At 54.5% G+C, this 14,440-nt stretch carries 16 protein-coding genes; 12 read left to right on the forward strand and 4 right to left on the reverse strand.

All coding sequences use genetic code 11. The annotated features are described in order from the left end of the window. Window positions 1–4: 4 nt before the first annotated feature. Entirely contained in the window at window positions 5–478 is a 474-nt protein-coding gene (locus HZS52_RS02695; protein ID WP_190374104.1) for a hypothetical protein, read from the forward strand. 132 nt (window positions 479–610) lie between these two features. After that, window positions 611–817 carry a hypothetical protein gene (locus HZS52_RS02700; protein WP_190374105.1) on the forward strand — a complete coding sequence of 69 codons (207 nt, stop codon included), beginning with the start codon at window positions 611–613 and terminating at the stop codon, window positions 815–817. Window positions 818–1,518: 701 nt separating this feature from the next. Here HZS52_RS02700 and HZS52_RS02705 read toward each other — a convergent pair. Further along, a complete protein-coding gene (locus HZS52_RS02705; RefSeq protein ID WP_190374106.1) occupies window positions 1,519–1,770 on the reverse strand; it encodes a hypothetical protein in 252 nt (83 codons plus the stop codon). A 61-nt stretch (window positions 1,771–1,831) separates the two neighbouring features. Continuing rightward, on the reverse strand, window positions 1,832–2,383 hold the full coding sequence (locus HZS52_RS02710) for a hypothetical protein (protein WP_190374107.1): 552 nt from the start codon (window positions 2,381–2,383) through the stop codon (window positions 1,832–1,834). Window positions 2,384–2,828: 445 nt separating this feature from the next. Between HZS52_RS02710 and HZS52_RS02715 the strand changes: the two genes are divergently transcribed. The 9 genes from HZS52_RS02715 to HZS52_RS02750 all read left to right on the forward strand — a co-directional run bounded on the left by HZS52_RS02715 (window position 2,829) and on the right by HZS52_RS02750 (window position 12,075). Beyond that, window positions 2,829–3,083, forward strand: a complete 255-nt coding sequence (locus tag HZS52_RS02715; RefSeq protein WP_263365025.1) for a copper resistance protein CopC — start codon at window positions 2,829–2,831, stop codon at window positions 3,081–3,083. Window positions 3,084–3,118: 35 nt separating this feature from the next. Further along, a complete protein-coding gene (locus HZS52_RS24730; RefSeq protein ID WP_201764703.1) occupies window positions 3,119–3,190 on the forward strand; it encodes a hypothetical protein in 72 nt (23 codons plus the stop codon). Between the two features lie 51 nt (window positions 3,191–3,241). Then, complete coding sequence (locus tag HZS52_RS02720) at window positions 3,242–4,099, forward strand: copper resistance D family protein (RefSeq protein ID WP_223828036.1); 858 nt, start codon at window positions 3,242–3,244, stop codon at window positions 4,097–4,099. Between the two features lie 259 nt (window positions 4,100–4,358). Further along, the gene (locus HZS52_RS02725) at window positions 4,359–4,865 is read left to right on the forward strand and encodes a cupredoxin domain-containing protein (RefSeq protein ID WP_009287909.1); all 507 of its coding nucleotides are present in this window, start codon (window positions 4,359–4,361) and stop codon (window positions 4,863–4,865) included. Between the two features lie 14 nt (window positions 4,866–4,879). Further along, complete coding sequence (locus tag HZS52_RS02730) at window positions 4,880–5,545, forward strand: response regulator transcription factor (RefSeq protein WP_027958228.1); 666 nt, start codon at window positions 4,880–4,882, stop codon at window positions 5,543–5,545. Beyond that, window positions 5,532–6,866: an ATP-binding protein gene (locus HZS52_RS02735; RefSeq protein WP_190374109.1), complete on the forward strand. Its 1,335-nt coding sequence runs from the start codon at window positions 5,532–5,534 to the stop codon at window positions 6,864–6,866. The genes HZS52_RS02730 and HZS52_RS02735 overlap by 14 nt, the downstream gene beginning before the upstream one ends. A gap of 68 nt (window positions 6,867–6,934) precedes the next feature. Further along, window positions 6,935–8,809, forward strand: a complete 1,875-nt coding sequence (locus HZS52_RS02740) for a copper resistance system multicopper oxidase (RefSeq protein ID WP_190374110.1) — start codon at window positions 6,935–6,937, stop codon at window positions 8,807–8,809. A gap of 9 nt (window positions 8,810–8,818) precedes the next feature. Then, window positions 8,819–9,583 (forward strand): copper resistance protein B, encoded by a 765-nt coding sequence (locus HZS52_RS02745; protein WP_190374111.1) that lies wholly within the window; start codon window positions 8,819–8,821, stop codon window positions 9,581–9,583. 179 nt (window positions 9,584–9,762) lie between these two features. Beyond that, window positions 9,763–12,075 carry a heavy metal translocating P-type ATPase gene (locus HZS52_RS02750; protein WP_190374112.1) on the forward strand — a complete coding sequence of 771 codons (2,313 nt, stop codon included), beginning with the start codon at window positions 9,763–9,765 and terminating at the stop codon, window positions 12,073–12,075. A gap of 364 nt (window positions 12,076–12,439) precedes the next feature. Here HZS52_RS02750 and HZS52_RS02755 read toward each other — a convergent pair whose 3' ends face one another. Further along, the gene (locus HZS52_RS02755) at window positions 12,440–12,775 is read right to left on the reverse strand and encodes a hypothetical protein (RefSeq protein WP_190374113.1); all 336 of its coding nucleotides are present in this window, start codon (window positions 12,773–12,775) and stop codon (window positions 12,440–12,442) included. Window positions 12,776–13,127: 352 nt separating this feature from the next. After that, window positions 13,128–13,493: a winged helix-turn-helix transcriptional regulator gene (locus HZS52_RS02760; protein WP_190374114.1), complete on the reverse strand. Its 366-nt coding sequence runs from the start codon at window positions 13,491–13,493 to the stop codon at window positions 13,128–13,130. Between the two features lie 93 nt (window positions 13,494–13,586). Between HZS52_RS02760 and HZS52_RS02765 the strand changes: the two genes are divergently transcribed. Then, a complete protein-coding gene (locus tag HZS52_RS02765) occupies window positions 13,587–14,321 on the forward strand; it encodes an SDR family NAD(P)-dependent oxidoreductase (protein ID WP_027958218.1) in 735 nt (244 codons plus the stop codon). The last annotated feature ends 119 nt before the right edge of the window (window positions 14,322–14,440 follow it).

A 14,440-nucleotide genomic window follows, 5' to 3' on the forward strand; every position in this document is an offset into this window, starting at 1 on the left:
TGCCATGACTATTACCCGTGAAGCACTCGCCCACGCAGCCGTTACCGGGCAAGCCCTAAGCCACTTAACTGCCGGGCAAGTATGGGCAGCGCATAAGCTGTGCGTACCCCCAGAGCGTCTACAGAAGCCGCTAGCCAGCCATATTGCCGCGCTACTGGATAACATCGAACGCAAGGCCCGCCGTGAGTTCTTTGGTGGTGTGACGCCTAACGATACCGACAAGATGATTAGCCGCGCCTATGATCAGCAGCACCCGCCCTTTCTGCGCCTGCCGATCTTGGAGACCTTGAAGGAAGGAATGGACACGTTCTTTCCTGGCCTGAAGCCCGCCGGATACGATGACAACGGCGAATCGGTCTATGCCCTAGCCGATATTGCCCACGCCTTGGAAGTCAGCGAAGCCGAGCTATTGCAACACGCCGAGCAGCGAGGGCTAACAGACCGGATACAGTGCCGCCACATACACAGGATACATTGAGCACCTTAATGCCCTGGCTAACGCTGGGGCTTTTTGATCTTGGGTATTCATGCCTAAAGCACCAAGGGCAAATGCCAATGCAGACCGATCCTGATAGCGTTACTGAATACCCACTAGCAAGGCGATACCAGCATGAAAGATGACGGTAAGCAGAACGGTAGCGAGCAAGAACCTGAATACCTGGAGCTTCCTGTTTTCGTCACACGTGAGACGGGAGAGAAGCATTACGGCACGAGGTGGTCAATCATTTTAGACTTATTGGACTTCGTGCCTTCAAGCCTGCTATCAAAAGGGTCGGCCTTAATCGCATACCTGAAGCGGAAAGTATTCCGGCGCTAAAGCCATAGGACAACGTACAAAGAGATAAGGCCTGCATTCACCTCCCCCAGAGTACGACTAGTAAAACGCAACAGTAAGGGCAACAAAACGCAACACCTGTGGAGAAGCGCAACGGCAGTTCTACGGTGAAACCTTTAGGATGAAAAGCCCGATGGAGAGAGTTGATTAAGGGCGCTATTCAATTCCCACTTTCTCCACCGAATCGACCCCAAAATAGCCCTAGCAGCCAGCACCGTGTATGCCCTGATGTATGCCCAACCAACACCAAAAACTAGAAACCATTTAATAACAGTTACTTAATAAATCAGTTCAAACGCCGCCGCCAATCAAGCACCTACGGGTGCTTTTTTTGTTTTCCCATCCCAAATACCATCCAAAGTAAAACCGGTGCCTTCCTGCTGGATTCCTATTATCTCAGTACGAAAAATACGGATGCGTAGCGTTACGGGGTGTCACGACCCACTGTTTGGCGTTGGTCCTCGGAAGGAAGACTGCCAAAGCCAATTCGCTTAAGCCCTGGCTGCACCCGCTTCGGCCAAAAGAAGACTTTCAGTTTTTTCGCATATAAGCCTAAATATTATTAAATCAGATAACCCATTAATTACTGTCTCACCTAATTTTGTAAACGCTTACCCATCATTTTAACAACGCTGATGGGAGGAAAACCTCTAGCCCTCAGGAGAGCGCTAGAGGCCACTGCTTTAGAAAACCTTATTCAGCTCCCCATAGTCCCCTCTAACACGCAACACCACGGTCACGTCGTTATCATTGCGATTATGAAAGAACCAACCTTGGTTACCGGTGAAGTCAGCTTCACGTTCGCCTTCGTCTTTGGGCAAACCACGCCCTTTCTCATCGCTGATCGAGTTGTCATTTCCGTCACAGTGGGTGTCGAAATTAAGTGGCCCACCAACGGAGGCCCAAGCGAATGTCGCGACAGCGCCTTCTTCCATTGTCAGTTTGTACTCGGTGCCCTCACCCGGCGTAAGGTGAAGTTCACTTCATCGCCAAGGCTTATTGCGGGCCATGGTAGCTGCGCATGCTTCCCCTCATCTGTTCACGCTGCTCATCGGTTAGTAAGTCCTGCATCTGATTATGCATGCGCACATTATCAGCCATCATATCGCCATGAAGGTTGGCCATTTGGGCATGCAGCGCCTTTACTTCCTCTGGCTCTGGTCGCTCAGCCTGCATGATTTGCATCATGTCGTCGCGAAGGTTCATCATTTCGCCCATCCGCTCAAGTTGGGCCGCGCGGTGTTCCTGACGCATCTCACGCATGGTACTCATCTGCTGCTCGTCGAGCATACCGACCATGCCGGACATAGTCCCCATGCCTCCCATCATTGGACAAGGCATCATCCCACTTTGCCCTCCCATCATCATTCCTGGGTACATGCCTTCTTGACTGCCCATCATCATGCCCGAACCCATACCGCCTTGGCCGCCCATCATATTGCCTTGAACTTGGGCGCTTTGGTTCATACCTTGAGCGAAGATGACGCTGCTTGTGACACTGAGGCTTGCAGCCAGACCAAGGGCAAAAATCACCTTGTGCTTAACCATGATATTTCCTCTCATGTTGCTGGTCGAGACATCGCCTTTTCCTACAGAAGAAGGCGGAGTTAGCTTACGTTATAAGCCTACAACCTATAGGTAGCCCAAAGGTAAAGGGAAAACCAATCCCGATACCTAAATGTTGTCACAAGTCATTTTTCCCGCCGTTTTCAGCCCTGTTTCAGGTTGGCACGTTATAAAACTGAGCTACTTCCATGAAGAAGAGCGCGTCCAAATACTGGCTCAAATACCTCATCGCTCAAGAGGCGGAACCCCCTGAAGCCAAAGTGTTCCTGGACGCTCTCTTAGCTCCCAAAGGACACGAAGCCATGTGCCTTGTTCGCTAAACAGGACGAATGAACGGCCTCTGAATGCTCAACCGAATCAGTTTTAGCGCCTCCGCGATGAAGAAGCAGCATCCATTCAACCCTGAAAAAACATATAAGGAATCGGCATGCAAAAGAAGACGAGATCTCTCCTGATCGCTCACGCTACCTTAGCAACACTGCTGATTTCGCTAGCAATCCCGGCACCCGCCCATGAAGGCCGCACAAGCACTTCGCCTAAGGATGGTGACACCGTTCAGGACTCCCCTGCGAAAATTGGCATTGAGTTTGGAGGCGTGATGCGCATCACCCAGTTTGAGGTGACAGGCCCGAATGGCTCAGTTCCCCTTGATGGTCAGCCAGGTAGTGAACATACTTCGTAAAGCCCGGTGAAGTTCTTTCGGCTGGGAACTACCAGGTGCGTTGGCGAGGCCTATCGGATGACGGGCACATGATGTCCGACGGTTTTAACTTCTCGATCGAGCCCTGACCCGTGGCCTGGCGGCTCTCCGTAAATAGCCTCGACGTCTGGATCGTCACGATGATCCTCGTGGCGGCCGGGGTTTACCTTAGCGCCCTAGTCGCAACGGGGGCCGTGCTGTTTCGCCTAGCGTTTCCGCAACTCCCTGATCACGACCGGAGGCGCGTTGTCCGCATGGGTGTCTTCGCTGCTTGGTCGGGGGTTACCCTGGTTCTGTTCCAGTGGCCTTTGCAAGCCGGATACCTTGGGGGCGGCAATGTGGCTGCTGCAACCAACCCGATGCTGCTCGGGATCGTGCTCGAGGGTGCGCCCGGGACGCGGCTGATACTGGCCGTTACTGGCTTGCTGCTGGTCCAGGCGATTCAGCTCAATAACTTACTACTCTCGAAAACAGCCAATAGCTTGAGCCTAGTAGGCGTGTTACTGGTGATGTTAGCGTTCGTGCAGGTGGGACATACAGTGAACACCCCACGCCTCGTCCTGTCTGGTTTGCTGATCTTTCACTTGATGGCAGCGGCATTCTGGGTGGCCTCACTGTGGCCGCTGTTCCACTTAGTGGGGCGACGTCACAACCAGGGCAATAGCGCCCGCATTCTGACTCGTTTCGGGCAAATCGCCATGGGCGGGGTTGGCTTGTTGGTGCTGACGGGCGTCACTTTGGCCACGCTGCTTACGGGCGGCCTCACGCCGCTGCTCACCACGGCATATGGACAGCTCTTGATCGGCAAGGTATTGATTGTCGCGGTGCTACTGTTATTTGCTGCCGCAAACAAGTACCGACTTGTACCGGCCTTTGAGAGCGGCGACGCTACAGCCCCACGACGTTTACAGCGCAGTATTGCTCTGGAGATGGTACTGGTCGCAGTTATACTGCTGATCACTGCGGTGCTGACAAGGGTCACATCACCGAATGGTTAAGGAAAGGACATCCCCTGGTTAGTTAAGCGTCCAGCTTAATAGCTATAAGCAACGCTCTCCGGAAGGCAAGGCCGATACCATCCGCGCGCTGCAAGCGATGCACGACAGGTCATTGAGGCGATGGACGTGACACTAATCCGCAGCGAGCTCACCGCTGTATTGAAGGTGTCCTTAGGCAACTAACACTAAATGACATGAGGTTCAGGCTCATTTCAGGTTGGTACGCTATAACGCTTAGGTACACCACTAAGAGGTAAACATGATGCGCAAGACCTACCTGACCTACAGTCTACTGACAATATCACTCTGTGTTATGGGGTCCACCTCTTGGGCAGCGGGCGAACATGATGGTTCTCTCAATGACGCGAGCTCTGCCGATGTTGATCGCACTATTAGCTTTGAAGCAGGCGATATGTGGTTTGATCCTGAAGATATCCAAGTTACCGCCGGTGAGACCATTAAATTTGAAATTTCCAACACCGGTAATCTTGAGCATGAGTTCGTGATAGGTGATAAAGCCGCCCAGGAAGAGCACCGTAAGATGATGCAAGAAATGAGTAGTGGTCATGGTGAAGGTCATGGCGGACACGGTGGTCACGACATGGCGGAAGGTGCACATGGAGGGCAAATGCCGTCTATCACCATCGGGGGAGGTGAAACCAAAACGCTGGTATGGACGGCTTCCTCAGATGTTGACAGTCTGGAGTACGCCTGCAATATCCCTGGTCATTATGAATCAGGAATGTATGGTGATATTAACTTTTAACGCGATATCAGCTTATGAAACTGTTGCTTCTGGAAGATGATGACCTGTTAGCCGAGAGCCTAGCTGAAAGTCTGAAAGACAACGGTTACCTCGTCGATGTAGCCGCCTCTGTCAAGGCGGCTGCGTCGTTTATGGCAACCGAAGAGTACGAGCTTGTCATCCTAGATATTGGGTTACCCGATGGCTCGGGGCTTGAACTACTCACCCAGTGGCGTAAACAAAAACGTACTACTCCTGTTTTGATACTCACCGCGCGCGATACGTGGGAAGACAAGGTGGTTGGCTTGGAAACCGGGGCCGACGACTACCTCACTAAACCCTTTCACGAAGCCGAACTGATGGCACGCCTAAAGGCACTACTGCGCAGGCGGTCTGGCCAGCTATCCCAAGTCATCACTCTCAACGGTGTCTCCTTGGATGAAGCGAGCCAACGTGTTTGCAGCGAAGAATCAGCATGGCGTTCGCTTACTGCCACCGAGTTTCGGCTACTGCGTTACCTGATGCTTCATCCCGACCGCATTCACTCCAAGGAGCGACTGCTAGAACAGCTTTACGCGTTGGAGCAAGACGCCGCCGCCCCCAACCTTGTTGAGGTATACGTGGCGCGTCTGCGCCGTTACCTTGGCAAGTCGATCATCCAGACGCGCCGCGGCCAGGGGTATATTTTTGTTTCACGTTGATAAACGCAGCTTACGGTTTCGTCTACTAGCTTGGCTGGGCGGCGTCGCGTTGCTGGTTGTTGGCTTGACATGGTTGCTGCACGGCGTGTTTCTGCAAAAGCTTGCTAAGGATTTTCTTGGTGAACGCCTCAAGCGTGAAGCCGTACATGCTGTATCACAGTTAGAAAATGACCGGTTGGCAATGCCCATATCGCTCGTCTCGACTAGCAAAACTTACCAAGTATTTCATCACCTTTACGTACTACGTCTCAATGGTGAGACCAGCGCCTCAGACCCAGAGTGGCAGAGACAGCTCGCAATGTTACTGAACGAAGAAGGTAATGCGCTCATCGAGGTCAAGCGTGGCAAGCGCCATTTGCTGGTGTATCGCCAGCATTTCGAGTGGCAGGACAGCACCGGCGTATTGCTGATTGGTGAGGATTTTTCTCAGGTAGAAAATGGGCTAGCCACGTTGCACTGGTGGGTAGGCGGTATTGCTGCAGGCTTACTTTCGGTTCTGGTCGCGCTCAACATGTTGGCCGTTAACCGTGGTTTGCAGCCCCTGTGGCAGTTGCGTGATCAGCTTGAAGCCCTGCAAGCAGGCGAGCGTCAGCGACTCTCTCTGAACGCGCCCGCCGAGCTAGATGGCTTGGTCTCGCAGCTCAATCGCTTTATGGATGACATCGACCTACGTTTGCAACGCTCACGGGAGTCAGTTGCCAACCTTTCTCATGCGCTTAAAACACCGTTGGCGGCGATCACCCAAGTGCTCAGGGGCAGCCGGCCAATTGACGACAGCCGCCGCCATAAGCTTCTGATGCGGCTAGAAGATATCAACGTACAATTGGATGCCGAGCTTCGCCGTGCGCGTATCGCAGGCCCTCATGCGGGGCGTTTGACCCACCTCATCCGCGACAGTCAACGCCTAATGAGCATGTTCCGTAGTCTCTACCCTCAGCAGGCGTTCGAACTAACGCAGGCAATTAATCAGCGTGACCAGGTCCCTATTGATGCCCACGATTACTCCGAAATATTGGGCATTGTGCTGGATAATGCTGGCAAATGGGCCAAACAAGAGATTTGTTGCCATATCGACGTTACGCCGCAAACGCTCATGCTAACTGTTGATGATGACGGTCCCGGCGTCGCGGAAAGCGACATACCTCGTTTAGGTGAGCGTGGCACTCGGCTGGATGAACGCCATCCCGGTTACGGCCTGGGGCTTGCTATTTTGACGCAGCTGGTAGAACGCTATCACGGTCACTGCCAGTTTGAGCGCAGCCCACTGGGTGGTCTGCGGGTTATCACCACGCTCCCATTAACGGCAGTGACATCCGCTTAACTGTTTTTCAGCGTTGATTCAGCTTGCTCCCCCAAGATGATGATATTCATCAGCGATGGGAGCTTTATATGACGCGTTCGAACATCATCACCCACCCACTCTCACGTCGCCAGGTGTTGAAAGGCGGCGCGGCGCTAGGGTTAGGTTCCGCCGCAGCAATGGGCTTAAGCCCCGCCTGGGCCAACCCCTGGGGGCGTACAAACGTCTATTCCAAAGGCGTGGAAGAAGGCCCGGAGGTATCGCTGGCCATCCGGCGTGAATCCATTCCGATTGATGGTCAGGAAGCGAGCACTTTTAGTATCAACGGCACCAGCCCCGGCCCGTTGATTCGCCTGCAGGAAGGCCAGGACGCAGTGCTGCGCGTCACCAATCTGCTCGATGAGTCCACCTCCATTCACTGGCACGGCTTAATTCTGCCCCCGGAAATGGATGGGGTACCAGGGGTAAGCTTTGCTGGCATTGCGCCCGGTGAAACCTTCACCTACCGTTTCCCTGTGCGCCAGAATGGCACCTACTGGTATCACAGCCACTCCGGCATGCAGGAGCAGCTAGGCCACGTGGGGCCGCTGATTATCGACGCCGCCGAGCGCGAAACCTTCCGCTATGACCGCGAGCACGTGATACTGCTCACCGACTGGACCTTTGAAGACCCCATGTCGGTGTTTCGCAACCTGAAAACCATGGAGGGCTACTACAACTTCCAGGAACGCACGGTTGCCGATTTCTTCGCCGATGTACGGCAAAACGGCTTGGCCCCCACCGCCGAGATGCGCGGCATGTGGGCCAAAATGCGTATGAGTTCGCGGGACATCGCGGATGTCACTGGCAGCACCTACACCTACCTACTCAACGGCCATTCCCCTGAGGAAAACTGGAGCGCGCTGTTCAAGCCGGGCGAACGTGTACGACTGCGAGTGATCAACGGCTCGGCAATGTCCTACTTTGATGTACGTATACCCGGCCTCAAAATGACCGTAGTGGCCGCCGACGGCCAACCGGTTCAGCCCGTACCTGTCGATGAGTTCCGAATCGGCGTTGCCGAAACCTACGACGTTTTGGTGTCACCCGAAGACGATCAGGCCTACACCATCTTCGCCGAATCCATGGATCGCAGCGGCTACGCTCGCGCCACTTTAGCCCCGCGCGAAGGCATGCAGGCGGAGATTCCGGACCGTCGCCAAATTGCTGACCGCGGTATGGAAGCCATGGGTGCCCACGGCATGACCAGCATGGATCATTCCACTATGGAAGGAATGGACCATTCGGGCATGTCGAACATGCAGGGGATGGACCACGCCAGCATGGAAGAAATGGATCACTCGGCTATGTCAAATATGGAGGGTATGGATCATTCCAACATGGAAGGAATAGACCATTCGGATATGTCGGGTATGAACAACATGGATCACTCCAATGGCATGGCCGGAGAGCAGCGCAACATGCTCGCAAGCGGTATGTTGGCAGCTGGCGACGCCCAGCCGGGCTCACGCTATGGTCAAGTGGGCATAGGCATTGACCCCGATGAGCGTCGTGTTCTGGTTTACCGAGACTTGAAGGCCTTCACGCCATGGCCCGACCGCCGCGAGCCCAGACGCGAGCTTGAACTGCACCTCACCGGCAACATGGAACGCTACATGTGGTCGTTCGACGGCAAGAAGTTTAGCGAAGTAACTGGGCCAATTCACTTCGAGAAAGACGAGCGGCTGCGCTTAATACTGATCAACGACACCATGATGGAACACCCCATTCACCTACACGGCATGTGGATGGAGCTGGAAAACGGTCAGGGTGAGCTGATTCCGCGTAAACACACCCTGAATGTTAAGCCCGGCGAGCGGGTTTCGGCGCTGATCACGGCAGATGCCGAAGGCAGTTGGGCCTTCCATTGCCATCTGCTTTATCACATGGATGCTGGCATGTTCCGCGTTGTTCAGGTTTCTTAAGGAGGCAGTATGAAAGCCAAGTTCTACTTCACTGGCATTAGCTTAGCGTTTGCCATGACCACCGCTGCCCAGGCGGAAGATGGTTACGACGCGCCGAATGATTGGCCAGCCCCGATGATGGAACACAATATGGGGATGGCGCTCTTTGATCGCCTTGAATATAGCGTGCCCGACAACGGCGAAGAGGCCGTTGTTTGGGACTTTCAAGGCTGGTACGGCGGTGATATTAATCGTGTATACCTTAAGTCGGAAGGCGAGAACGTCCAGGGCGACGGCGAGGATGCCGAGTTCGAATCCCTTGAACTGCTCTACAGCCGCCTGGTTGCCGACTTTTGGGAGTTACAGGGCGGCGTGGGTTATCAGGGTGGCGTCTTTTCCGATGACCACGCCGAGCGAACCTATGCTGTGGTGGGCCTGCAAGGCGTGATGCCCTATGGCATCGAAACCGATGTCTCCCTACAACTGAGCGATGACGGCGATCTAGCCGCCAGCTTTGAGGGCGAATACGACCTGCGCCTGACGCAACGCCTTTATCTTCAACCACGTACTGAAATTGCCGTTGCTGCCAGTGAAGTCGAGGAGTTTGGTGTGGGCGAGGGGCTCAACTCAGTGCGTGTGGGGATGCGTCTCGGCTACGAGGTCACCCGCCGCTTCGCTCCGTACGTGGGCGCTTACTGGGTAAAAGAGTATGGCGATACCGCCGACCTTTCTCGTGCTAGTGGAGATAGTAGCGAAGACACCGGTGTGGTTGCGGGTGTCAGGTTAATGTTTTAGGTGGCGTTTTTCTTGCTACATCCCCCGTGTAATCGCCAGACACAACATCTCTTGGTAGGCTGATGCAAACACCTGCCATGCCGCATATTTGACTTAAAGGCTGCACATGGGTTCTAGGCTATTAGAACTTGAAGAGTACGAAGTCATGCGCCTTGTTCGCCAAACCGGGGGAATGAACGATGTCTGAAGACCATAACGAGACAAAGGTGAAAGACCCTGTTTGTGGCATGGACGTTGATCCCCATGCTACTCACCACCGTGCCAATCACGCGGGTAAGACCTGGTACTTCTGCTCAGAAAAGTGTCGGGATAAGTTTGTTGCCAAGCCAGACGCGTATCTTGAGCCAAGCAAACAGTCACAAGCCTCAGTACCCTCGGGTTCTATTTATACTTGCCCGATGCACCCAGAAGTTCGACGAGAAGGGCCAGGCGACTGCCCAATCTGCGGCATGGCGCTGGAACCTGAGACCGTCTCTGCTGACACCGGCCCTTCAGACGAACTCAAGGACATGACCAGGCGCTTTTGGATCGGCCTAGTACTGACCCTGCCCGTGTTTGCCCTAGAAATGGGTGGCCACGTGTTTGGTCTTATGCATTTTATTTCCCAGCAAACCTCTAACTGGATTCAACTGCTGCTGGCAACGCCGGTAGTCGTCTGGGCAGGTTGGCCATTCTTTGTACGCGGATGGCGTTCGCTAGTGCATCGCAGCCTTAATATGTTCACGCTAATCGCGATCGGTACCGGCACCGCGTTGATCTACAGTTTGCTGGCCACCCTCACACCGGGCATCTTTCCCGACACCTTCCGTCAAGCCGATGGCTCGGTGGCCGTTTATTTCGAAGCAGCGGCAGTGATTGTCGTTTTAGTTTTACTGGGACAAGTATTAGAGCTACGCGCTCGTGAAAAAACCTCTGGCGCTATTCGTGCTCTGCTCGACTTGGCGCCCGCTACCGCTCGACGCCTTGATGATCAGGGCAATGAGGAAGATATCTCCCTTGACCAGGTTCAGGTAGGGGACCGTCTCCGGGTGCGCCCCGGCGATAAGGTGCCATTAGATGGCGAAGTGATGGAAGGTCGCTCCAACGTTGACGAATCCATGGTTACCGGCGAACCACTAGCGGTGAAAAAGGAAGTCGGCGATGGCGTCATTGGCGGCAGTATCAATGGTCAAGGATCCTTTGTCATGCGCGCTGACAAGGTGGGCCAGGACACCATGCTGTCGCAGATTGTGCAAATGGTCGCCAGCGCCCAGCGCAGCCGCGCACCCATTCAAGGGCTTGCCGACAAAGTCGCCAGCATCTTTGTACCCGTCGTTATTCTCATTGCCGTTGTGGCTTTCATCGCCTGGTCATTGTGGGGCCCTACCCCGCCGATGGCGTTTGGCCTGATTGCGGCGGTTAGTGTTCTGATCATTGCCTGCCCGTGCGCGCTAGGCCTCGCTACCCCCATGTCGATTATGGTGGGTGTAGGGCGCGGTGCCCAGTTAGGCGTGTTGATCCGCGACGCCGAAGCTCTTGAACGTCTAGAGAAGGTCGACACCGTCGTCGTCGACAAAACCGGCACGCTTACCGAAGGCAGACCACGAGTGACCGAGTTGATTCCCACTGAGGGCATTGCTGAATCGGAGCTTTTGCGCTTGGCAGCTAGTCTTGAGCGAGGCAGCGAGCATCCCTTGGCCCATGCGATAGTCGAAAAGGCTAAAGAGGCAGAGGTAAAATTAACAGAAGCGTTGGACTTCGAGGCTCCCAACGGCATGGGCGTTATAGGCCAGATAGATGGCAAGCGTATTGCCCTGGGCAATCGGCTCTTGATGGAAAGCGAAGGCGTTAACACCCAGTCTCAAGACACACATGCCGATCAATTGCGCAGTGACGGTGCTACAGTCATCTTTGCGAGCATCGACGGGAATTTGGCTGGTCTTCTCGCCATTGCCGATCCGGTCAAGGAAACCACCGAAGAAGCTATCCGCTCACTACAGGCTGACGGTATTCGAGTGGTGATGCTGACAGGCGATAATCGTACCTCCGCAGAAGCTGTGGCGCGTCGGCTAGGCATTGATGAGGTCGAAGCTGAAGTACTTCCAGAAGACAAGGGCCGGGTGATTCAGCGTCTCCGCGATGAAGGGCGCATTGTTGTCATGGCCGGCGACGGCGTGAATGATGCCCCCGCGCTGGCAACAGCAGATGTCGGCATTGCTATGGGAACCGGCACCGATGTGGCGATAGAAAGTGCTGGAATTACCCTACTGCGTGGGGATCTTACCGGTATTGCCACGGCACACCAGCTTTCAAAAGCCACCATGCGCAATATCCGCCAAAATCTGTTTTTTGCTTTTGCCTACAATGCGGCGGGTATTCCCATTGCTGCTGGAATCTTGTACCCCTTCACCGGCATTCTGTTATCGCCAATAATTGCTGCAGCAGCGATGTCACTCTCTTCAGTAAGCGTTATCGGCAATGCTTTGCGACTTAGGATGATAGTTATTAAGTAAAATATCTAAGTGACTAAATCGGAGATAAATCGCGCAGGCGTGCACTGTGGATATTATCCACAGTGCACTAACCCGAACATTTTGATCTCAACATTTTCCTCAAATGGGTTGTTTGTCATGACATCATGGACAACCCAAACTGACGAACTGCACGGTAAAAATTTTAAGGCCTATCAAGCAGCTGACATAATAATTTTGAGCCTTAATTAACTTTGCTTTACAGAGTTAAAGTAACGAATGGCCGCTTTGGGTCCTGGCCGTGTGAAAACAGAAAAAATCTGGTCTGACTCAAGAACCTTCACCCTTTATTCGTGAGCCTCGTTTTCATTCCGCCTTATCTCCCGCACGTTGGCCTTTCTACGACTTAATAATCATCACATCCACCCCGGCACCTAGAATACTTCAACGCGATCTCTTGGTTGATAAGGCTCGTAATGCCGCCAGGGGAAGCACTTTCGGTAGGCGGCCACTCGCCCTGCCCAAATGTGACACTTCTACCAGCGTCATCCTCGAAAACGAACCATAAGTCGTCTGTCGTCTCGCGCAATTCTGCCAGCTCCGGCGTCATGCGGACGGCAAGTTGGCCATCGTCTTGGCGTATTATGGCGCGGGCAATGACCGGAGTGATCTGCTCATCGACGTACAGGCCACCACTGTCGATGCGGATTGTCACAGCAAGAAGGATGGCGAACGAGACCATCAGCGTAGCCAGATGGAAGGCCAGGACTGCTCGCACGTATCGCAGGAACGAGGGACAGCCCATCCCCGTCCGGCAAGGTGCGGTCTAGCAAGACCAGGTCGAAGGAAGCAAGCATCAACGCCTTGCGCGCGGTGGTCAACCGGGCCCGCAAGGGATATGGTGTCCGGTTGACCGCCTGGTTATGGGCCCGTTCACCCATTGTTTTGGCACCCGATACCGGATGCCGACTCCTTGATACTTTGCACCAACAGAACCCATGGCGCTACGAACCAGAACACTGAATGTACAGGTTTACCCGGAGGACTCGCCGGATGGCATGATTGGGTGCCTGTCCACCAACCGGCTTCGCTTCCTACCGGCTGGCTTTCCGGCGGTCCATCGCCGCGGCAATGTCCTCTTCGTTCTCCTCGCCCCAGCCGCAAAGCGGCTCCATGGCCCACACCAGACTTGCCCCGAAGGGCGTCAGCGAGTAGTCGACGCGCAGCGGGATCTCCCCATAGTCGGTTCGCTGGACGATGCCGTCGGACTCCAGCTCCTTCAACTGCTGGATCAACATTTTGTCGCTCACGCCTCGGACGCTTCGCTTGAGCTCGCCGTAACGCGTCGGGCCCTTGCTTAAAAAGAACAGAATCAAAGGCTTCCACTTCCCGGAGATCACGTGCAGCGTCGCATGCAGGCCGCAAATGAAACGTGGGTTTTCTGAGTTTTCTTTCGCCATAACGGATACTTACCAAAAGGTGCATACTTGAACTTTTGTAAGTGGGTATATACCGTAAAAGCGAACCGAGTCAATACACACGGAGACCCAACCATGAGTCGGCTAAACGGTAAAATCGCACTGATCACAGGCGGAGCCAGCGGCATCGGCCTGGCCTCGGCCCAACGCCTCATCGACGAAGGCGCCTTCGTCTTTATCGCCGGACGGCGCCAGGACGTCCTTGACAACGCGGCTGAGGCACTGGGATCCAGCGCCCAGGGCGTCCAGGCGGATGTGACAAAGCCAGAGGATCTCGACCGCGTCTTCGAAACGATCCAGAAAGAAAAAGGACACCTGGACGTACTGGTAGCCAACGCGGGCGTCGGCGAATTCGCCAGCCTGGGACAGATCACCGAGGAGCACTACGACTACATCTTCGACATCAACGTCAAAGGCACCCTCTTCACCGTCCAGAAGGCCCTTCCCCTGATGACGAACGGCGGCTCCATCATCCTCACCGGTTCCACGGTCGGCAGCATGGGCACCCCCGCGATGAGCATCTACAGCGCCTCCAAGGCGGCCGTCCGAAATCTGGTGCGCAGTTGGGCCCATGATCTCAGGGGCACCGGCATTCGCGTGAACGTCATGTCTCCTGGCCCGACCAAAACAGACAAGCTGACGGAACTGCTCCCATCCGAAGCCCTGAGCGAGATGAAACGGACCGTACCGCTTGAGCGTCTGGGCGATCCCAAAGAAACCGCAGGCGCGGTCGCGTTCCTGGCGTCCGACGATAGCAGCTTTATGACGGGGAGCGAGGTGTTCGTTGACGGGGGCTACGCGCAGGTTTAGGGGCTAGGCGAAGAACGGGAGGCAATGAACCAAAAGGGGTCAGATAGATTTTAAATCAGTCAGCTTGGTTAAAAACAAATCAACCTGCCCCATTTACATGGATCAAAATAAAATCGATC

The sequence above is a fragment of the Vreelandella titanicae genome (assembly GCF_014697095.1).
Classification (GTDB): domain Bacteria; phylum Pseudomonadota; class Gammaproteobacteria; order Pseudomonadales; family Halomonadaceae; genus Vreelandella; species Vreelandella titanicae.